The sequence below is a fragment of the Aureimonas populi genome (genome assembly GCF_017815515.1).
Lineage (GTDB): Bacteria > Pseudomonadota > Alphaproteobacteria > Rhizobiales > Rhizobiaceae > Aureimonas > Aureimonas populi.
The window spans coordinates 1,745,051-1,763,070 of the sequence record NZ_CP072611.1; the positions used below are offsets into that span (position 1 = coordinate 1,745,051).

The window sequence follows — 18,020 nt, forward strand, 5'->3', positions numbered from 1 at the left end:
CCCGGATAACGCGCCGGGCGTCAATGGGGAGGAATTTGACGCGCTCGCGGCCTCGCGGATCAGGCCGCGAGATGCGCGGGGCGTCGGGCCTGCGCGGCCGACAGGATGTCGGCGGGGGTCGGGCGCGGCAGATCGGGGCAGGCCGCCGCCACGTCGTCGCAGGCACGGGCGAGACGGTCGCGGGTGTCCGCGCCGCCACGCGTGAGGTCGCCGAGGCGGTCGAGGGCGCGCGAGATGGCAAGGTCCAGCCGGGCTCGGGCCTCGCGGGCGGCGGCGGCATCGCGGGCGCGCTCGGCTTTCACGCGACGGGCCTCGGCGAGGTCGGCGATGCGCTGGGCGCGCTCCTCTGCCTCGGCCGACGTGGTGGCGAGGAGCGAGGCGAAGACGGGCGCGTCGATGGCCTCGGCCTCCTCGATCCGGCCGAGGAAGGTCCCGGCGAGGCCCGTCCGCAGAATGACCTTCCAGGTCGGCGCGGGGACGGTGCCAACGAGCGCCACGTCGTCGGTAAGGTCGAACTTCCCGCCCGCCTCGTCATCCTCATCGGCCTCAAGCCCGAGGGCGGCGGCGAGGCCCGGGGTAACGACGCACGAGCGCGTGCCCGGCATCACGGCGGCGAACTCTCGCCAGAGGCCATAGCTGCCACGGTCGTCGGGGTTGGCGATCGCGGCCTCGGCGATGTCCCACGGGGTGCGTCCGGCCGTCCGGCTCTTGTGGCCGGACGCGCCCGCCGCCAGTTCCCATGAGGTGCCCTTGGCGATGTATTCGCCTGCGGCCTCGGGCGAGGCGGCGATCTCCACGCCTTGGCCTTTCCGGAGGGCCTTGCCGCCGCGCTTCTCTACGGCGCGCATGAACCGCGCGATCAGGGCCTCGCCCGCCGCGCGCGCGGCCACGGTGTCGGCGAGGCACGGCATGCCGAAATGGACATGGAAATGCCAGCCGCTCTCGCCGTGCGTGACCTCGGGCGCAACCAGCACGCCCGCGATGCCGCCGCGCTTGCGCAGGCGGTCCCACGGCGCTCCTCGGCGGGCGGCGGCGAAGGATTCGGTGACGAGCTTCTTCAGGTCCGTGAGGCGGTCGGTCGGGCCGTGCGAGACGGTCACGAGGCCCATGACGAACGTCCCGCCCCGGTCGGTCGTCGCCTCTACGACGCGCTGGACTCGTGCCTGCCGGAGCGTGGCGACCGCGGGCGCGCAGGTCGGGCAGAGCCAGCCGGAGCCGCATCGGTAGACCCCCGAGACGAAGGCGCGGGTGGGGCGGTCGGCGCTCGCGGGGCGCCGGTGGACTCCAATCTCCTCGATGGCGTGACCGGGGCGACCGCACCCGCAGACGGAAGGGCCGCGCTCGTCGGCGGCAAGACCGACGCGGAGCATGCGGGAGATGCCCGCGAGGAGGTCCCACCGGCGGCGCGTCGTGGGACGTGGGGCGGAAGTCCGCTCGTCCCTCTGCGGCTCGGCGGCGGGGGTCGCCGTGGTCCTCTGCGCCTCCCCGGCTAGGGGGGTGAATGTAGCTCCTCCTGTGGCAAGGCGGGGCCTCGCGGCCCCGCTGACGGAAGCTCCCGATGCGGCGACGGCGGAGCCGGCGTGCGAGGTCGCCGAGGCGGGGAAGGACTCGAAGAGGGAAAGGGCGGGAGCCGAAGCCGCGCCGTCGACCGGCTCGCGCGAGCGGCGGGCGAGGCGCTGGGCGGCGCCCGACTCCGGGGCCGGGCCTCGGTCGATCATCGCGGCGTGGAGGCGCGCGGCGATCCCGCCCTCGGTGGGGCGGTGGGGAGGCAAAATTTGTTGACGCGTTTGGGCTGGGGAGGCTGTCGGCTGGCTGGGAGTATGTCCCAGCCGGGGGGTCACTCGCTGTCGCCGTTGACGGCGTACGTGCCGATTGTCATCATTGCCCCGCCTACCAGAGACCCCCGGGAGCGCCTGCAAGCGCGGTGATCGGGGGTCTTTCTGTGTCTAGCGTTCGGTGGATCGGGGCGGGCGTCAAACCGGCGGCGGATTTTAACCGGATAGACGTTAATAAACCTGACCGCGCGCGGCGCGTGGCGGCGCAGCCGACGCGGGCCGGGCGGAGCGAGGGCGCCCCGTCGAGGCGGCCGGAGGCCGGAGCCCTCCGATGGCATCGGTGGTCGCAAGCTCGACGGCAGGCCATCCCGCGTTGTCCAGCCCCGGAACGGGGCCGTAGCAGGGCGGAGGCGCGCCGCGCCCCCAAAGCGCCGTAGGTGCGCCGGAGCCCTGTGGTCAAGGCGGGGTGGGCGGATCGGTGAGGCGGTGTCTCCTTCCCCCACCCGGACCATAGGTCCGCTCCACCCCTCCCCCAGGGGAGGGGTTCACGCCCCTCGCGGGGCGACGTGGGTGCGGCCGGATCGCGACGGCTGCGTCGTCACTCACCGCCCGCCAAGGACTCGTAGGCGCGAGTCCTTGGCGGGCGGTGCTGTCAACAATGTTGGTCTAAACTTGGTCTAAAGCGCCGTGGAGATCTAACGCGACCTCGCAGCCGCCTTCGCGACTTCGAAAATCTCCAGCGATTTCAGCGTGTTGATGGCGCGCCCGAAAGGATTCGAACCTCTGACCCCCAGATTCGTAGTCTGGTGCTCTATCCAGCTGAGCTACGGGCGCCGCCTGAAGGGCTGCGCTTTGGGGCGCTCGCTCTTCGTGGGCGCTTCCTAGCGGCTCGGTTCGGTGATTGCAAGCCCGTCTTCGCCTCCGTTTTGCACAAAGTGGCCGTTGCGGGGTTCAGGGCGCCGGGGCGGCCTCGTCGTCGCGCGGCGGCAGCTCGATCTCGAACCGGGCGCCGGGGCCCGCGCGCTCGGCATAGCGGATCGTGCCGCCATGCGCCTTGACGATCTCGGCCGCGATCGCAAGGCCGAGCCCCGTGCCCCCGGCGCGGGTCGAGCCCCGGAAGGCCTGGAAAAGCGTGTTGCGCGCGGGCTCCGAAAGGCCCGGCCCCGTATCCTCGACCGCGATCGTGCACCCCCCGTCCGGCTCCTCCCGCGCCTCGACCTGCACGCGCCGCACCACGGCGGCGCTCTCCACGGCGGCCAGCGCGTCGACGGCGTTCTTCACGAGGTTGGAGAGGGCTCGGTGGAACTGGTCGGGGTCGACATCGACCTCCAGGTCGCGGGGAACGCCGTTGACAAGCTCGGTGCCCGAATCGCCGGCCGTCGCGGGCGCCTCCAGGATCTCGTCCACCAGGAAGGCCAGCCGCACGCGGCGTTTCACCGGCCGTTCCTCCACCGCCCGGCCATAGGCGAGCACCGAGCGCGTGTAGCTGAGGGCGCGGTCGAGGCTGCGGATGAGCGTGGGCGCGAATCGCTGCACCTGCGGGTCCTCAATGTCGGAGAGGCGGTCGGACACGAGCTGTGCGGAGGCGAGCGTGTTGCGCAGGTCATGGTTGATCTTGGCGACGGCAAGCCCGAGATCGGCCAGGTGGCGCTGCTCGCGCAGCGTGCGCGCCAGCCGGCTCTGCATCTGCGACAGCTCGCGCTCCGCGACGCCGATCTCGTCGTTGCGCGGGGAGGGCTCGATGATCCGGGCCGGGTTCTCCGGGTCCTCCCCGAAGCGCACCATGGATTCGGTCAGCCGCCGGATCGGCCCGACCAGCGCGCGGTGGATCGCCAGATTGACCAGAAGCCCCGCGAAGAGCGCGATCAGCAGCGACACCAGCACGATGTTGATGGAGAAGGCGACCATGGCGCTCTTCAGCGGCCGCTCGGAGATCACCGCCTCGGCCACCATCGAGCCGTCGCCGATGGGGCCGAGAACGCGCAGCGTGCGTGTGCGGCCCAGAGCCAGCGTCTCCATGGCGCCGGTGATCGAGCCGATGGTCGATTCGCGCGCCAGGTCGATTTCCAGATCCACCGTCGGCACGTCCGCCGAGCGGGCCAGCAGCCGCGAGACCCCGTCCGATTCGACCGCGATGAGGTCGGCTTCCAGCGCGCGCAGAAGCTCGGCCTCCCGCGCCGGGCTGGGCATGGGGCCGCCGTCCTGGCTGCCGGAGGCGAAGCTCGCCACCGCCACCGCTTCCAGCTTGGCGCGCAGCCACTCCTTGCGGAAATGGGCGACGGAGGGCACGAAGATCACCGCTTCCGCGATGAGGATGGCGATCATCGTCACGCGGACGAGACGCGCGGCCAGATGGTGCGGCAGAGGCGCGCGCGCCTTGCGCCGCCGCTCTCCGTTCCGATGGCCCCCGCCTCGGGCAACCGCCCGGTCCCGCATCTTCGCCACGCGCCCTCCATCCGTCCGCTCGACATCCTGGAACGTGCGAGCGCCTGCGGTGGATGCATAGAGCGGCCCGCCGCGCGATGCGAGGGCGGCAATTGACTTTGCCGCCCTCCTTTCCCTATAAGCGCCCGATCGAGCGAGAGTGCCTTCCGCTAGCGGCTTTGCCGTGCCCGGCGCGCCGCTTCCAAGTCACACGAAGGTTTCACCCGGTTCCAGGGGTCCGCGGTTCGACCGTGGAGTTTGCATCATGAAGCGCACTTATCAGCCCTCCAAGCTCGTCCGCAAACGCCGTCACGGCTTCCGCGCGCGCATGGCCACCACCGGCGGCCGCCGCGTCCTGTCGGCCCGCCGCGCCAAGGGCCGCAAGCGCCTTTCGGCCTGAGCCGGGCAGGGAAGGGGAGCGGAGCTGGCATCGCCTGTCCCGCGCCTGAGGGCGCGCCCTCAATTCCTTGCCGCACGAAGGGGCCGTCGCTTGAACGGCCCCTATTTCTTCGTGGAGGCACTCGATCGCGGCGATGGCGCGCCGGCCCGCTACGGGCTGACCGTTACGCGCAAGGTCGGCAACGCAGTGGTGCGCAACCGCATCCGGCGGCGGCTCCGCGAAGCGATCCGCGTCGTTTCGCGGGCTGACATGGCCGAGGGCTTCGATTATGTGATCGTCGCCCGCCACGAGCTTCTGGACGCGCCTTTCGAGTCCATCGGTCTCGAGCTTTCGCGGCGGTTTCGGAAAGCCGCCGACGCACGGGGTGCTCCGCAAGGGCGCCGCTCGCCCACCGGGAACGAGAAGTGATGGAAAACAACCGCAATTTCCTCCTGGCGATGGCGCTGTCCATCGCGGTGCTGGTGGGCTGGCAGTTCTTCGTCGTCAGCCCCCGCATGGAGGTCGAGCAGTCGAGCGGCGTGACGGCCGAGCCCGGCTCGCTCCAGGCGCCCACCGTGCCGGCCGGCGAGCCGCAGGAGCGCGCGTTCATTCCCTCCGGCCCCGAAAGCGTGCCGCTGGAAGGGGAGGCGCCCCAGCCCGCCGCCGCGCCGCAGGCCGCCGCCGAGGCGCCGCGCGTGGCGATCGACACGCCGCAGCTTGCCGGCACGATCAACCTGCGCGGCGCGCGAATCGACGATCTGCGCCTGAAGAGCTACCGCGAGACGGTGGACGAGGATTCGCCCAATATCGTCCTCCTGGCGCCCGAGACCGACGCCAACGGCTATTTCGCCGAGTTCGGCTACAGCGGGCAGAATGTCGGCGAGCTGCCGGGCCCCGCGACCCTGTGGGAGAGTGCCGGCGAGCAGACGCTGACGCCCGCGACGCCGGTCGTGCTCACCTTCACCAACCCGCAGGGGCTTACCTTTACACGCGAGATTTCCGTCGACGCGAACTATCTGTTCACCGTGACCGACACCGTGCTCAACGAGGGCGGGCAGGCGGTCACGCTGTCGCCCTACGGCCGCGTCGTGCGCTTCTCCAAGCCCGAGGTCGCCGCCGCCTTCGTGGTGTTCGAAGGGCTGATCGGCGTTCTGGGCGAGGACGGCCTCAACGAGATCACCTATTCCTCCATCGAGGACGAGGGCCGCATCTCGCCCCCGCAATCGGGCTTCGGCTGGCTCGGCATCACCGACAAGTACTGGGCGACGGCGCTGGTGCCGGGCGCCTCCGGCGACGCGGTCTTCCAGCCCAACTTTCGCTATTCGGGCGAGGGCCGCGCCTTCTACCAGTCCGACTATCTGGCGCAGAGCGTGACGCTGGAGCCCGGCGCGTCGAGCGAGCTGACCAACCGTCTTTTCGCCGGGGCAAAGGTGGTGGGCCTCGTCAAGGCTTATGAGGAGGAGCTGGGCATCGCCCGCTTCACCCAGCTCATCGACTGGGGCTGGTTCCATTTCATCACCCGGCCGATGTTCACCGCCATCGACTGGATCTACAACTTCACCGGCAATTTCGGCGTGGCGATCCTTCTCGTCACCGTCTTCATCAAGCTCCTGTTCTTCCCGCTCGCCAACAAGTCGTACAAGTCGATGGCGCAGATGAAGAAGGTGCAGCCGAGGCTGATGGAGCTGCGCGAGAAATACGGCGACGACCGTGTGAAGCAGCAGCAGGAGATGATGAAGATCTACAAGGAGGAGAAGATCAATCCGGCGGCCGGCTGCTGGCCGGTGCTGGTGCAGATCCCGGTCTTCTTCGCGCTCTACAAGGTGCTCTACGTCACCATCGAGATGCGCCACGCGCCCTTCTTCGGCTGGATTCAGGATCTGGCGGCGCCCGACCCGACCTCGATCTTCAATCTCTTCGGCCTGATCCCGATCTCGCTGCCGCTCTTCCTGATGATCGGCGTCTGGCCGATCCTGATGGGCATCACGATGTTCATCCAGATGAAGCTGAACCCGCTGCCGCCGGACCCCACGCAGCAGCTCATCTTCACCTGGATGCCGATCGTCTTCACCTTCATGCTGGCCACCTTCCCGGCGGGTCTGGTCATCTACTGGACGTGGAACAACTTCCTGTCGATCATCCAGCAGTCCGTCATCATGAAGCGCAACGGCGCGAAGATCGAGCTGTGGGACAATCTGCGGGCCACCTTCCGAAGAAAGAAGGACGCCTGAGACCGGGCAGGGCGGGCCGCAAGGCCCGCTTTTGCGTTTCGGGCCCGTGCGAAGGAGGAATCATGGCCAGCCAAGAAGACAGGGACACCGCGATGGCGGCCGAGGCGTCGACCGCGGAGCGCGAGCAGACGCGGCTCTTCTTCGTTCGCCCCTGGGTGTTCATTCGCGGCGTGCCGGCGTTGAAGTTCCTGCCGCCCGAGGGGCCGCCGGAAATCGCCTTCGCCGGCCGCTCCAATGTCGGCAAGTCCTCGCTCATCAACGCGCTTCTCTCGCAGAAGGGCCTTGCGCGCACGTCGAACACGCCCGGCCGCACGCAGGAGCTGAACTACTTCGTGCCGGACGGCTATTCGGGCGAGGCGGGGGATCTGCCGCCGCTGGCGGTGGTCGACATGCCCGGCTACGGCTACGCCAAGGCGCCCAAGGAGCAGGTGGACGCCTGGACCAAGCTGGTCTTCGACTATCTGCGCGGCCGCTCCACGCTCAAGCGCGTCTTCGTTCTGGTCGATTCGCGCCACGGGCTGAAGACGAACGACACCGAGGTGCTGGCGCTTCTCGACAAGGCGGCCGTCTCCTACCAGATCGTGCTGACCAAGGCCGACAAGATCTCCGCGCTCGCCATGCCCAAGCTGATGGACGCCACGATCGAGGCGATCCGCAAGCGGCCGGCGGCCTATCCGCAGGTGCTCTCCACCTCGTCCGAAAAAGGTGCGGGGCTGGACGATCTACGCGCCGCGATCGCCGCTCTGGCCGCCTGAGGCGGCGCGCTCGCGCAATTCGGTCAGCTTGGCCTCGATCCGCCGGTAGAGGTCGCGATAGGCGTCGAGAATCTGCTGCCGCGAGCCGGTGACGACGGAAGGGTCGGGCATCGGCCAGAACTCTACCGCCACCGCCTCCGCGCCCGAACGGTCGAGCGCGACATGGTGCGCCTCGGGCGACATGGTGACGACGAGGTCGAAATAGCCGTCCGCGAGGTCCTCCAGCGCCCGGGGCTGGAAATTCTGCAGCGCCAGCCCGTGCTCGGCCAGGATCACGTCCACGAAGGGGTCGCGCTCGCCGCATTTCACGCCCGCCGACGCCACATAGACCGAGGGCGGCAGGACCGAATGGGCGATGGCCTCGGCCATGGGCGAGCGGATGGCGTTCATCCCGCAGACGAACAGGATGGAGGAGGGCAGGCTCGCGCCCTCTTGCGCGCCGCGGCTCAAGGGCGCTGCATCCCGGCGGGGTGGGGAAGGGCGCGCCGCATCGTCAATTGCGCCAGTGAAGCACGCAGATCAGCGTGAACAGCCGCCGCGCCGTGTCGTCGTCGATCGAGATCTTGCCCGCCAGCCTCTCGCGCAGGAGCTGCGATCCGTCATTGTGGACGCCGCGCCGGCCCATGTCGATCGCCTCGATCTGCGAGGGCGTGGCCGAGCGGATGGCGGCGTAATAGCTGTCGCAGATCAGGAAATAATCGCGGATGATGCGCCGGAAGGGCGTGAGCGACAGGATGTGGGTGGCCAGCGGCGCGCCGGCCTCGTCCTCGATCTCGAAGACGAGGCGCTTGTCGGCCACGCGCAGCTTCAGCCGGTAGCGCCCGCCCTCGGCCCCGACCGGCTCGAAGCAATTGTCCTCGATCAGGTCGAAGATGGCGACGGCCCGCTCATGCTCCACGTCGGGCGTGGCGCGCCCGATGGTCTCGTCGAGATCGATGGAGACGAGGCGGCCGTGCGCACTCATGCGCCGGGCCCCGCATTCATGCGGATGGAGACCGAGCGCGCGTGCGCGTCCAGCCCCTCGGCCGTGGCCAGCTCCACGGCGGACGGGCCGAGCGCCCGCAGCGCCTCGGCCGAAAGTTTCAGCACCGAGGTGCGCTTGACGAAGTCGAGCACCGAAAGGCCGGAGGAGAAGCGCGCCGAGCGCGCCGTGGGCAGCACGTGGTTGGAGCCGCCCACATAGTCGCCGATCACCTCGGGCGTGTGGCGGCCGAGGAAAACGGCGCCCGCGTCGCGAATGCGCGCGAATAGCGCCTCCGGGTCGGCGGTGGCGATCTCCAGATGCTCGGCGGCGATGCGGTCGGCCAGCGCCGGGGCGTCCGCCGTCAGGTCGCGCACGAGGATCACTGCGCCGAAGTCGCGCCAGCTCGCGCGCGCCGTCTCCTCGCGCGGCAGGCGCGCGAGCTGGCGCTCCACCGCCGCCTCCACGGCGCTGGCGAAGGCCGCGTCGTCGGTCACGAGGATCGACTGCGCCGCCGCGTCGTGCTCGGCCTGCGCCAGAAGGTCGGCCGCGATCCAGTCGGGATCGTTCTCGCCGTCGGCGATCACCAGCACTTCCGAGGGGCCGGCGATCATGTCGATGCCGACCGTGCCGAAGACCTGCCGCTTGGCGCTGGCCACATAGGCGTTGCCGGGCCCCACGATCTTGGCCACGGGCGCGATGGACTGGGTGCCGTAGGCGAAGGCCGCGATGGCCTGCGCCCCGCCCACGCGCCAGATCTCGTCCACGCCCGCGATCCGCGCGGCCGCCAGCACCAGGGGGTTCAGCTCGCCGTTGCGCGCCGGCACCGCCATGGCGATGCGCTCGACGCCCGCCACCTTGGCCGGCACCGCGTTCATCAGGACGGAGGAGGGGTAGCTCGCGGCGCCGCCCGGAACGTAGAGGCCCACCGAGCCGATGGCCGTCCAGCGATGGCCGAGCTCGGCGCCAGCGGCGTCCACATAGCGCTCGTCGCTCGGGCGCTGGCGCTCGTGGTGGCTGCGGATGCGCTCATGGGCGAAGTGCAGCGCCTCGCGTGTGGCGGCGGGCGCGCTCTCATAGGCGGCCTCGATGGCGCCGGCCTCCACGCGCAGCGTCTGCGGCGTCAGCTCCAGGGCGTCGAATTTCAAGGTGTAGTCGATCAGCGCGGCATCGCCCCGCGCGCGCGTATCGGACACGATCTCGCGCACGCGCGCTTCCACGTCCTGCGAGGCCTCTCGCTTGGCCCCCAGAAGCGCACGGAAATCGCTCTCGAAACCCGGATCGGAAATGTTCAGCCTGAGAGGCAAGCTCTTCCCCCGTTTGCCGCCCGCCTCACCCCGGAAGCTCGAAATCCTCCCGCGCATGGTCGGGGCGGTTCTGCGTGCTCCAGGCGGCCCCGAGGTCGGCGAGCTGCGCCTCGATGCACTCCACCTCGAGCCTTATCGCGGAGCCGCCGGCGAACACAAGCTCGACGAGGCCCGAGGGCGCCTCGCCGGGCGTGAAGCGCAGCGCCAGCAGCGCCAGCACCTGGTCGGGATCACCCACGAGCACGCCGGTCTGGCTGACGCGGCGCACGCGGTCGAAATGCAGCACGGCGCGCCGCCGCTCATAGGGGCGCCGGCGGGCGAGGAAGCCCCGCCGGGCCGCCGCCTCTTCCCAGACGAAGCGGTTCATCGGCACCAGGAAGCGCCCGGCGGCCCGTTCGAAGGAGAGGTCGGCCGCGCGCACCACCGCGTCCTGGCAGTGGGCAGAGAGGATGGCGAGGTCGTCCTCGTCCAGGGCGAGAAGCTTCAGTTCGGTCATGCTGGCGTTCCGTTGCGGGAAACCGGGAGATAGGGCCGCGCGGGCCCCGTGCCAATGCGCCGGGCCGCGCCCGGCCTCAGTTCGGCAGGGGGCGGTGGCGCGCCAGCAGGCGCAGGCCCGCCACCGAAAACCACATCATCACCCAGAACGGGTTGGCCCGGTCGAACAGGAAGGTTTCGAGGAAGGAGTTCATCAGCGCGAAGGAGAGGATCATCAGGAAGAGATCGGCCAACCGGCGCGAGGCCGCGTCCTGCGGCGTGCGCACGAAATCCCTGAAGGGCAGGACGATCAGCGTCCCGACGACGAGGGCGAGCCCCGGCCAGCCGGCCGCGATGGCGATGTCGAGATAGCCGTTATGGGCGTTCGGCGTGAAGCGCGGGTCCCAGGAAAGCTCGCGGCTGGCTTCCATCGCCAGCATGGCGGGTGTGCGCCAGAAGCTTTCGAAGCCGAACCCCGTCCACTGCCGGGGTGCGAGCTGCTCGAAGGAGAAGCGCCAGATATCGGTGCGCCCGGTGAAGGTCGTCCCCGGCAGCACCCATTGCACCAGCGCGTCCATGGCGGGGATGAGCACGCTGCCGAGCGTCGCCAGCGCAAGGCCCGCAAGCGCCGCGGACAGCACCAGAACCGGCAGGTGCCGACTGCCCGTCAGGCGCGGCGAAAGGACGAGGGCCGCCACGAGCGGCAGCAGCGCTGCCGCCGTCTTCGAGCCGGCCTGCAGCACGAAGAGCCCGGAAAGCACCATGATCGCCGCTCCGGAGAGGCGGTTTCCCGCCCGCAGGAGGTAGAGGCCGCAGAAGAACAGCGTCGCCATGATCGCGCCGGCGGTGTTCTTGTGGCTGTAAATGCCGCGCCACAGCCCCGCGTGCTGGGACTCCAGATCGGCGGCCGAATGGACCGCGACCTCGGGAATGAGGACGACGCCGGCATAGGAGAGGCCGAGGACCGCCAGCGAGGCGGCGGCGAGCGCGAAGCGGAAGGCGCGCGCATGGGGCGGCAGGCACAGCGCGCCCGTTGCCGCCAGCATGGCGAACAGCGTGAAGGCAAGCGCCCGCAGCGCGTTCGGCGGATAGAGCGACTGCACGGCGGCGAAGAGGAGCCATAGGACCGTGACGATCCAGAACGGGCGCAGCAGCGAGAGCGCCACGCGCCGCTCCGTGAAGAAGAGGTGCCCCGCCAGCGCCAGCGCGCCCAGCGCCGAATAGCCGAGCTGGTTGACGAGGTTGCCGCTGTCGAGATCGCCCTGGAACTGCGTCTGGAAGGGCGTGAAGGTGACGAGCAGAAGCGTGAGCAGCGCCGCGCCCAGAAGCGTGCGTAGCGCGTCGGTCAGTTGCGCCTCAATGGGCTTCGGGGCGGCGATATTGCTCATGAACCAGTCCGAACTCGCCCTGCCAGCGCCCGAGTGCCACCTGTATCGGATAAAGGCCGATGGCGGCCGATCCGGTTTGCAGGCCGAGCCTGGCCGCGCGCAAGGGGCAGGCTGCCAGGAGGGCTGCGCTTCGCGCCAGCGACACGGCCCGGCCCTTTCGCCGCCGCTCTATGATGGCCGAAAGCGCGCCGTTGCGTAAGCCCCTCGCGTGGACCCACGAGAATTCCGTGCGCCGCGCGGGGGTGGTCTCGTAAAGCGCGCCCTCCTGGCACCAGGCGAAGGAGAAGCCCCGCAGCTTGCAGCGCGAGAAGAAGTCCGCGTCGCCCCCGCCGATGAAGTTGAAGGCGGGGTCGAGATAGGGGCGCGGCATGGTTTCCAGAACCTGCCGCGCGATCGCCAGGTTGCCCGATCCGTAGAGGATCGGCACCGGGCCGCTCGCCCGGTAGGGCGGGGAGAACACCGGGTGCCGCCGCCAGCGCTCGCCCCGCTCGTCCTCGAACACGGGCAGGACCGGCGCGCCGACGATATCGGCGGCGAAGGCGTCGGCCGCTCCCGCTAGGCGCTCGGCCCATTGCGGCCCGGCGATCTCGTCGTCGTCGATGACGAGCAGGTGCTCCAGGGCGCCGAACTCGGCCAGCGCCGTTTCCCAGCCGGCATTGTAGGCCGAGCAGTTGCCGCGCTCATGCGCGATGAGCACGAGGCCCTGAAGGCGCCCGTCCTCGAAGAAGGGCCGGGCGGCGGCCAGCCCCTCGCGGCGCTCGGCATCGTTTTCCATCACGATCACCGGCACCGGCCGGGTCTGCGCCGCCAGCGAGGCCAGGGTGCGCGCCAGATGCTCCGGCCGGCGGAAGGTCGGCAGCGTGGCAACGAGCCGGTGCTCGCCTTCGCCAAGGCGGGGCGAGCGTGTCTCGATGGTGATAGGCTGGGTCATTCCGGCGTTCCGCTAAGACATTTTAGGTAAAGGGAGAGCCGTTTCCTGTCCGGAAATGCAAGAAGACGAAGAGATGAGCCGTTCCGGTGAATTGAATCGTCCCGGCACGCTCCATATGGGCGACCCTAGCCCGAAACTCTTAATGGAAAGGCTTTGCCGTATTATCCGGATCGTAAGAAGCGCCGGCCACACTCCGGCCCGCGCCATCATCCCCCAGGGCTCCATGCACTGCCTCTTCGTCACCTCCCTGCTGCCCGAGCCGGTTCCCGAGACGGGCTTCGAGATCGCCAACGCCTCCATCCTCTCGGCCTTTCGCGCGGCTGGCGCGCGGCTGACGCTGGCGGGCTTCCGGCGGCCCGGAAGCACCGCGGGGCAGGGGGAGGACGAGATCCTGCTCGGCGAAATGGCGATCGAGAATGCCCGCGTGGGGGCGGCGGCGAAGGGCAGATGGGCCAGCCGCGCGCTCGCCAAGGGGCTGCCGGTGGGCGCGGCCAAGCTCGCCGTCCTGCCCGGCCAGGCGCTTCTGGAGCGCCTGGCCGCACGCGGGCCCTACGACGCCGTCATCCTCAATTCGGTGCAGATGCCCGCCGCCTACCCCGCCCTCGAGACCATCGCGCCGACGATCTACGTGGCGCACAATGTCGAGTTTCTCTCCGCCCGCCAGAACGCCAGGACGGCGCGCGGCCCGCTCGCCCGCCGGCTCTATGCGCGAGAGGCGCGGCTTCTGGAGCGCTGTGAGACGCGCCTGTGCGCACAGGCGGGCGCGGTCCTTACGCTCTCGGCGCAGGACCTCGCGCCGCTTGGCCTTTCCGGCGACCTGCGCGCCCACGTGCTGCCCCTTGTCCTGGGGCGCCCCGCGCCCCGCGACGAGGGGCTTCGCCGCCGCGATATCGGCCTGATCGGTACCTGGAGCTGGGCGCCGAATCGCGCCGGGCTGGACTGGTTCCTGGCCGAGGTGGCTCCCCGCCTCGACCCCGGCCTGTCGGTGGAGATCGCCGGAAGCCTGCCGGCGCCAAGGCCGGATACGCCCCCCCATATCCGCCTTCTCGGCCGGGTGCCGGACGCGCAGGCCTTCGTGCGCGAAAGCCGCGTCATGGCGCTCGCCACCACCAGCGGTACGGGCATCCAGCTCAAGACGCTGGAATGTCTGGAGGAGGGAATGCCGGCGGTGGCGACGCCCGCCGCCCTGCGCGGCGTCGAGGTGCCCCTGCCGGCCAATTTCACGGTCGCCGAAAACGCGCCGGCCTTCGCCGAGGCGCTGGGGCGCATGGTGGCGGCCGAGCGCGAAGGCACGCTGGCGCGCCTCGACGGCCGGGCCTTCGCCGGGCAGCAGGGCCGGGCAGCCGCCGATGTCGCGCGCCGCGCGCTCGATCTGGCCGGCACGCGCCTGCCTTCGCTGCGGATCGGCAAGGTTCGCGTCGCGGCCCTGTCGCTTCCGGCCGCGCTCGAACTGTGCCGGCGCGCTCTGGAGGGCGGCGGCCTGACGAAGATCGCCTTCGCCAATGCCCATTGCGTCAACGTGGCGCGCGGGGACGCGGCCTATGCGGGCGCTCTCTCCGGTTTCACCGTCCTGCCGGACGGGATCGGCGTCGATCTCGCCGCCCGCCTTCTCTACGGCTGCCCCTTTCCCGCCAATCTGAACGGCACGGACTTCGTGCCCCAGCTCCTGCGCGAGGCGGGGCGGCCGCTGAGGGTGGGGCTTCTGGGCGGGGCCGAAGGCGTCGCGCGCGAGGCGGCTGCGGCCTTCTCGGGCCTTGCGCCCGGCCACCGCTACGAGGTTCTCGGCGACGGCTTCTTCGATGCGCCGGCGCGCGAGGCGATCCTCCGGCGGCTGGAGGAGGAGCCCGTCGATCTCCTGCTTGTCGCCATGGGCGTGCCGGCGCAGGAACGCTTTATCGCCGAGCATGTCACGCGAAGCCATGCGCGGCTGGCGCTGGGCGTCGGCGCCCTGTTCGACTTCATGGCGCAGCGCGTGCCGCGCGCGCCCGAGCGCCTGCGCCGCCTGCGTCTGGAATGGGCCTATCGCCTCGCGCGCGAGCCGAGGCGCCTCTTCGCCCGCTACGTGCTGGGCAACCCGTCCTTCCTCTGGGCCGCCTTGCGCCAGAAAGCGGGGCGCTCGTGACGCATCCGGCCACCGCCATCGTCACCGCCAGCTATCGCGGCGACCTGGAACGCTGCCGCCTCCTGTGCGACAGCATCGACCGCCATGTGAGCGGCCACGCGCGACACTACCTTCTGGTGGAGGGCGCCGATGCCGCCCTGTTCCGTCCGTTCGAGGGGCCGCGCCGCACGGTGGTCAGCGAGCGCGACCTCCTGCCCTTCTGGCTGCGCGCGGTTCCCGACCCCCTCAATCCGCGCCGGCGCCTCTGGCTCTCGCCCTTCGGGCCGCCGCTGCGGGGCTGGCACGTGCAGCAGCTTCGCCGCATCGCCTTCGCCCGCCTCATGGACGAGGCGGCGATGATCTCCTGCGATTCCGACGTCGTGTTCGTGCGCCCCTTCGACATGGCCGGGCTGTGGCGCGAGGGCGCGCTGCGCTTCTACCGCGTGCCGGACGGGTTCGCCCTCCTGGTGCCCGAGGCGGAGGAGGAGCATACGCGCTGGTCGCGGAAGGCCGCCGCGCTTCTGGGCATCGCCGCGGGCCGCAGCAACACGGCCGACCACATCAACACCGTCATCGGCTGGCGCGCGGACACGGCGCGCGAGATGGCCGCGCGCATCGAGGCCGTCACCGGCCGGCCGGCCCTGCGCGCGCTGGCGGCCACGCGCTCGCTGTCCGAATGCACCATCTACGGGCGCTTCGTGGACGAGGTGGAAGAGCGGCCGGAGCGGCACTGGCCCAGCGCCGAGGCGCTGTGCCGCGTCTACTGGGCCGGCGCGGCGATGGACGAGGGGACGCTCAGCGCCTTCCTGGGGGACATGGCCCCGCACGAGGTGGCGCTGGGCATCCAGTCCTTCACCGGCACGAACACCGCGCTCATCCGCTCGCTGGTCGGGCTGGCCTGAAGGGCCGGTCGAGCCGCGCCAGTGCACCGTAGCTGGCCAGCGTGGAGGCCAGCCACAGCGCGGCGAACACGGCGTTGAGGCCGAGGATCTGCGCCTGCGCGTCTTCCTGCGTGGCCAGGAGCAGCCAGAGGAGCCCCGCCTTCAGCGCGCCGACCATAAGAAGGATCGCCACGCGAAGGCCCGTCAGGCCGCGCGCATAGAGCATCTCGCCCTGATACTCCACGAGGTTGCGGAAGGCCGGCACCAGCAGCGCCAGGAGCACGAAGGGCGCCGCGTCCGCGACATTGCGGCCGAGGGCGGCCGGCTGGACATGCAGCACGAGGCCGAGCGCGCCGAGACCCGCCACCGAGGCGGCGGCGATGGCCGCTTCTATGCCGATGCGCCGCCGCCACGAGGCGAGCCAGCGCGGCGCGCGCATCAGCTTCTGCACCACCAGCGTGTTGAAGGCGCGCACGGGCAGGGCGGTCAGGTCGATCAGCCGCATCAGAATGGCGTAGAGCCCCGCCGCCTGCGGCCCGCCCACCGCCAGGACGAGCAGCTTGTCCAGCTCGGACTGGACGTAGAAGGCGATTTCGGAGGCCATCACCGCAAGGCTGTCGCGCCAGCGGGCGAAGGCGTGGCCGCGCGAGAAGCGCAGGCGCCGTCGCGGATACCAGAGGGCGATGGACAGAAGCGCGGCCAGCGCGTTCGCGCCGAGATAGGCGAGCGACCAGGACAGGAGCGAGCCGTCCGAGGCGCTTGCGAAGGCGATGGCCGCCAGCGCGCGAAGCGCCGTGCCGAGGATCACGATCGCCGCCCCGCGCCCGAAGCGGCCGAGCCCGTTATTGACGATGCACACCACCTCCAGCGCCCGCCAGCAGGCCACTTCCGCCACGATCACCGCCGCGAAGGCGAGGGCCGCCATCTGCCCGGCGAAGAACAGCGCGAAGAACAGCGCCGAGAGCGCCGCGACCACGGGTGCGGAAAGGAGAAAGGCCACGAGGAGGGTGCCCGTATAGGCGCCGACCAGCCGGGGCTTGCCCGTGGCGATGCGGTAGAGCGGCGAGACGAAGCCGAATCCGGCCACGCGCGACAGCACGATGCCGATGGCCGAGGCGGTGGCGAAGAGGCCGAAATCGGCGACCGAAAGCGTGTTGGCCAGCGAGACGAAATAGGCGAGCGAGATCACCAGCCGCCCGGCGGCGCCCCCCGCCAGCTTGGCGAAATGTCCGAGCGTGCGTATCTCGCCCTTAAATCTTTCGCGCCAGACTGCCGCTCGCCCCATCGTCTTCCCGCTGCCAAAGGTTCGCCCCGCCATGACGACACCGCAAGCCCATCCTGCCACCGGCGGTTTAACGCGCCGTTCGTTTCTGGCGGCCGGCGCGGGGCTCGTGGCCGGGGCCTGCCTGGCGCGGCCCGCCCGCGCGGCGGGCGGCGTGCCCTTCGGCGCCGCGATCCAGTCGGACTATTTCGACACCGATCCGTCTTACGTTCAGGCCTTCGTCGATCATTGCGACATCGTGATGCCGATGAACGAGCTGAAATTCGGCCTCCTGCGCCCGGCGCGGGACGAGTTCAACTTCACCCATGCCGACCGCCTCGTCGATTTCGCGCTGGCGAACGGCAAGGCCTCGCGCGGGCACGCCTTCGTCTGGTGGTCCACCAACCCGCCCTGGCTGGAGGCGATCGAGGACGAAAGCGAGGCCGAGACCGCGCTGATCGAGCATATCGAGCGCGTGGCCGACCATTATCGCGGGCGCCTGACGGACTGGGACGTGGTCAACGAGGTGATCGCCCATGATCCGCGCGGCGGGCCGGACGGCCCCTTGCGCGACACTTTCTGGCTGCGGCGCCTCGGCCCCCGCCACGTGCCGCTGGCCTTCGAGACGGCCGCGCGCGCCGACCCGGGCGCCGGCCTCGTCATCAACGACTACGATCTCGAATTCGCCGGCGACCGCTACGACGCGCGCCGCGCCGCCATGCTGGACATCGTGCGCCAGCTTCAGGACCGCAACATCCGCGTGGATGCCGTGGGGCTCCAGGCCCATCTCTATTCGCATCTGGCCGTCGACGTTCCGGGCTTTGCCCGCTTCGGCGAGGCGCTGGAGGCGCTGGGCGTGCGCCTCATCGTCACCGAGCTCGACGTGATCGACTTCCAGGTGCGCGGCGGGGTGGAGGAGCAGGACGCGGCGGCGACGCGCGTCGTCTCCGACCTTCTGGACGCGGTGGAGGGCACGCCGCCGCTCGCCCTCGTCACCTGGGGGCTGACGGATCGCTACTCCTGGGTGCCGGATGCCATGCCGCGCCAGGACGGCAAGCCTTCCCGCCCGCTGCCCTTCGATGCGCGGATGCGGCCCAAGCCCTGGTACGACATGCTGCGCGCCCGGCTCGCGGCGATGGGCTGAACAGCGTT

At 70.6% G+C, this 18,020-nt stretch carries 16 protein-coding genes and 1 tRNA gene; 7 read left to right on the forward strand and 10 right to left on the reverse strand.

Going from position 1 to position 18,020, the window contains the following annotated elements; translation table 11 throughout:
- Nucleotides 1-59: 59 nt before the first annotated feature.
- The 3 genes from J7654_RS08045 to J7654_RS08055 all read right to left on the reverse strand — a co-directional run bounded on the left by J7654_RS08045 (nucleotide 60) and on the right by J7654_RS08055 (nucleotide 4,211).
- Nucleotides 60-1,370 (reverse strand): hypothetical protein, encoded by a 1,311-nt coding sequence (locus J7654_RS08045; RefSeq protein ID WP_209739740.1) that lies wholly within the window; start codon nucleotides 1,368-1,370, stop codon nucleotides 60-62.
- A gap of 1,162 nt (nucleotides 1,371-2,532) precedes the next feature.
- Nucleotides 2,533-2,609 (reverse strand) — tRNA-Arg (locus tag J7654_RS08050).
- 117 nt (nucleotides 2,610-2,726) lie between these two features.
- Entirely contained in the window at nucleotides 2,727-4,211 is a 1,485-nt protein-coding gene (locus J7654_RS08055) for a sensor histidine kinase (RefSeq protein ID WP_209740330.1), read from the reverse strand.
- A 253-nt stretch (nucleotides 4,212-4,464) separates the two neighbouring features.
- On the opposite strand from J7654_RS08055, the gene rpmH reads away from it, so the two are divergent.
- The 4 genes from rpmH to yihA all read left to right on the forward strand — a co-directional run bounded on the left by rpmH (nucleotide 4,465) and on the right by yihA (nucleotide 7,564).
- Nucleotides 4,465-4,599: a 50S ribosomal protein L34 gene (rpmH, locus tag J7654_RS08060; protein ID WP_209739743.1), complete on the forward strand. Its 135-nt coding sequence runs from the start codon at nucleotides 4,465-4,467 to the stop codon at nucleotides 4,597-4,599.
- A gap of 24 nt (nucleotides 4,600-4,623) precedes the next feature.
- A complete protein-coding gene (gene rnpA, locus J7654_RS08065; protein WP_245195754.1) occupies nucleotides 4,624-5,007 on the forward strand; it encodes a ribonuclease P protein component in 384 nt (127 codons plus the stop codon).
- Nucleotides 5,007-6,809 carry a membrane protein insertase YidC gene (yidC, locus tag J7654_RS08070; protein WP_209739745.1) on the forward strand — a complete coding sequence of 601 codons (1,803 nt, stop codon included), beginning with the start codon at nucleotides 5,007-5,009 and terminating at the stop codon, nucleotides 6,807-6,809. The genes rnpA and yidC overlap by 1 nt, the downstream gene beginning before the upstream one ends.
- Before the next feature lie 92 nt (nucleotides 6,810-6,901).
- Nucleotides 6,902-7,564 (forward strand): ribosome biogenesis GTP-binding protein YihA/YsxC, encoded by a 663-nt coding sequence (yihA, locus tag J7654_RS08075; RefSeq protein ID WP_245195755.1) that lies wholly within the window; start codon nucleotides 6,902-6,904, stop codon nucleotides 7,562-7,564.
- Here yihA and J7654_RS08080 read toward each other — a convergent pair.
- From J7654_RS08080 to J7654_RS08105, 6 genes are all read right to left on the reverse strand, one after another.
- Nucleotides 7,532-7,954, reverse strand: a complete 423-nt coding sequence (locus tag J7654_RS08080; RefSeq protein WP_209740334.1) for an arsenate-mycothiol transferase ArsC — start codon at nucleotides 7,952-7,954, stop codon at nucleotides 7,532-7,534. The genes yihA and J7654_RS08080 overlap by 33 nt on opposite strands.
- 103 nt (nucleotides 7,955-8,057) lie before the next feature.
- Nucleotides 8,058-8,528, reverse strand: coding sequence for a UPF0262 family protein (locus tag J7654_RS08085; protein WP_209739751.1), 471 nt, complete (start codon nucleotides 8,526-8,528; stop codon nucleotides 8,058-8,060).
- Nucleotides 8,525-9,832 carry a histidinol dehydrogenase gene (gene hisD, locus J7654_RS08090; RefSeq protein ID WP_245195717.1) on the reverse strand — a complete coding sequence of 436 codons (1,308 nt, stop codon included), beginning with the start codon at nucleotides 9,830-9,832 and terminating at the stop codon, nucleotides 8,525-8,527. The genes J7654_RS08085 and hisD overlap by 4 nt, the downstream gene beginning before the upstream one ends.
- Nucleotides 9,833-9,857: 25 nt before the next feature.
- Nucleotides 9,858-10,328 carry a DUF2948 family protein gene (locus J7654_RS08095; RefSeq protein ID WP_209739756.1) on the reverse strand — a complete coding sequence of 157 codons (471 nt, stop codon included), beginning with the start codon at nucleotides 10,326-10,328 and terminating at the stop codon, nucleotides 9,858-9,860.
- A gap of 76 nt (nucleotides 10,329-10,404) precedes the next feature.
- Nucleotides 10,405-11,694, reverse strand: a complete 1,290-nt coding sequence (locus J7654_RS08100; RefSeq protein WP_209739759.1) for an O-antigen ligase family protein — start codon at nucleotides 11,692-11,694, stop codon at nucleotides 10,405-10,407.
- Nucleotides 11,663-12,625, reverse strand: a complete 963-nt coding sequence (locus tag J7654_RS08105; protein WP_209739762.1) for a glycosyltransferase family 2 protein — start codon at nucleotides 12,623-12,625, stop codon at nucleotides 11,663-11,665. The genes J7654_RS08100 and J7654_RS08105 overlap by 32 nt, the downstream gene beginning before the upstream one ends.
- Nucleotides 12,626-12,848: 223 nt before the next feature.
- On the opposite strand from J7654_RS08105, the gene J7654_RS08110 reads away from it, so the two are divergent.
- Both J7654_RS08110 and J7654_RS08115 read left to right on the forward strand, forming a co-directional pair.
- The gene (locus J7654_RS08110) at nucleotides 12,849-14,747 is read left to right on the forward strand and encodes a WecB/TagA/CpsF family glycosyltransferase (RefSeq protein WP_209739764.1); all 1,899 of its coding nucleotides are present in this window, start codon (nucleotides 12,849-12,851) and stop codon (nucleotides 14,745-14,747) included.
- Nucleotides 14,744-15,628 (forward strand): DUF6492 family protein, encoded by an 885-nt coding sequence (locus J7654_RS08115; RefSeq protein WP_209739766.1) that lies wholly within the window; start codon nucleotides 14,744-14,746, stop codon nucleotides 15,626-15,628. The genes J7654_RS08110 and J7654_RS08115 overlap by 4 nt, the downstream gene beginning before the upstream one ends.
- Here the strand turns inward: J7654_RS08115 and J7654_RS08120 are convergent.
- The gene (locus J7654_RS08120; protein ID WP_245195718.1) at nucleotides 15,600-16,892 is read right to left on the reverse strand and encodes a lipopolysaccharide biosynthesis protein; all 1,293 of its coding nucleotides are present in this window, start codon (nucleotides 16,890-16,892) and stop codon (nucleotides 15,600-15,602) included. The genes J7654_RS08115 and J7654_RS08120 overlap by 29 nt on opposite strands.
- Nucleotides 16,893-16,923: 31 nt before the next feature.
- Between J7654_RS08120 and J7654_RS08125 the strand changes: the two genes are divergently transcribed.
- Nucleotides 16,924-18,012 carry an endo-1,4-beta-xylanase gene (locus J7654_RS08125; RefSeq protein WP_209739769.1) on the forward strand — a complete coding sequence of 363 codons (1,089 nt, stop codon included), beginning with the start codon at nucleotides 16,924-16,926 and terminating at the stop codon, nucleotides 18,010-18,012.
- Nucleotides 18,013-18,020: the final 8 nt, after the last annotated feature.

Bases quoted from the DNA above. Each gene is read 5' to 3' on its own strand.
- J7654_RS08095 (WP_209739756.1), bottom strand. From the start codon at position 10,328: ATGACCGAACTGAAGCTTCTCGCCCTGGACGAGGACGACCTCGCCATC.
- J7654_RS08055 (WP_209740330.1), bottom strand. From the start codon at position 4,211: ATGCGGGACCGGGCGGTTGCCCGAGGCGGGGGCCATCGGAACGGAGAG.
- J7654_RS08120 (WP_245195718.1), bottom strand. From the start codon at position 16,892: ATGGGGCGAGCGGCAGTCTGGCGCGAAAGATTTAAGGGCGAGATACGC.
- J7654_RS08125 (WP_209739769.1), top strand. From the start codon at position 16,924: ATGACGACACCGCAAGCCCATCCTGCCACCGGCGGTTTAACGCGCCGT.
- yidC (WP_209739745.1), top strand. From the start codon at position 5,007: ATGGAAAACAACCGCAATTTCCTCCTGGCGATGGCGCTGTCCATCGCG.
- J7654_RS08100 (WP_209739759.1), bottom strand. From the start codon at position 11,694: ATGAGCAATATCGCCGCCCCGAAGCCCATTGAGGCGCAACTGACCGAC.
- J7654_RS08105 (WP_209739762.1), bottom strand. From the start codon at position 12,625: ATGACCCAGCCTATCACCATCGAGACACGCTCGCCCCGCCTTGGCGAA.
- J7654_RS08110 (WP_209739764.1), top strand. From the start codon at position 12,849: ATGCACTGCCTCTTCGTCACCTCCCTGCTGCCCGAGCCGGTTCCCGAG.
- J7654_RS08080 (WP_209740334.1), bottom strand. From the start codon at position 7,954: ATGAACGCCATCCGCTCGCCCATGGCCGAGGCCATCGCCCATTCGGTC.
- J7654_RS08085 (WP_209739751.1), bottom strand. From the start codon at position 8,528: ATGAGTGCGCACGGCCGCCTCGTCTCCATCGATCTCGACGAGACCATC.
- yihA (WP_245195755.1), top strand. From the start codon at position 6,902: ATGGCGGCCGAGGCGTCGACCGCGGAGCGCGAGCAGACGCGGCTCTTC.
- J7654_RS08045 (WP_209739740.1), bottom strand. From the start codon at position 1,370: ATGCTCCGCGTCGGTCTTGCCGCCGACGAGCGCGGCCCTTCCGTCTGC.
- rpmH (WP_209739743.1), top strand. From the start codon at position 4,465: ATGAAGCGCACTTATCAGCCCTCCAAGCTCGTCCGCAAACGCCGTCAC.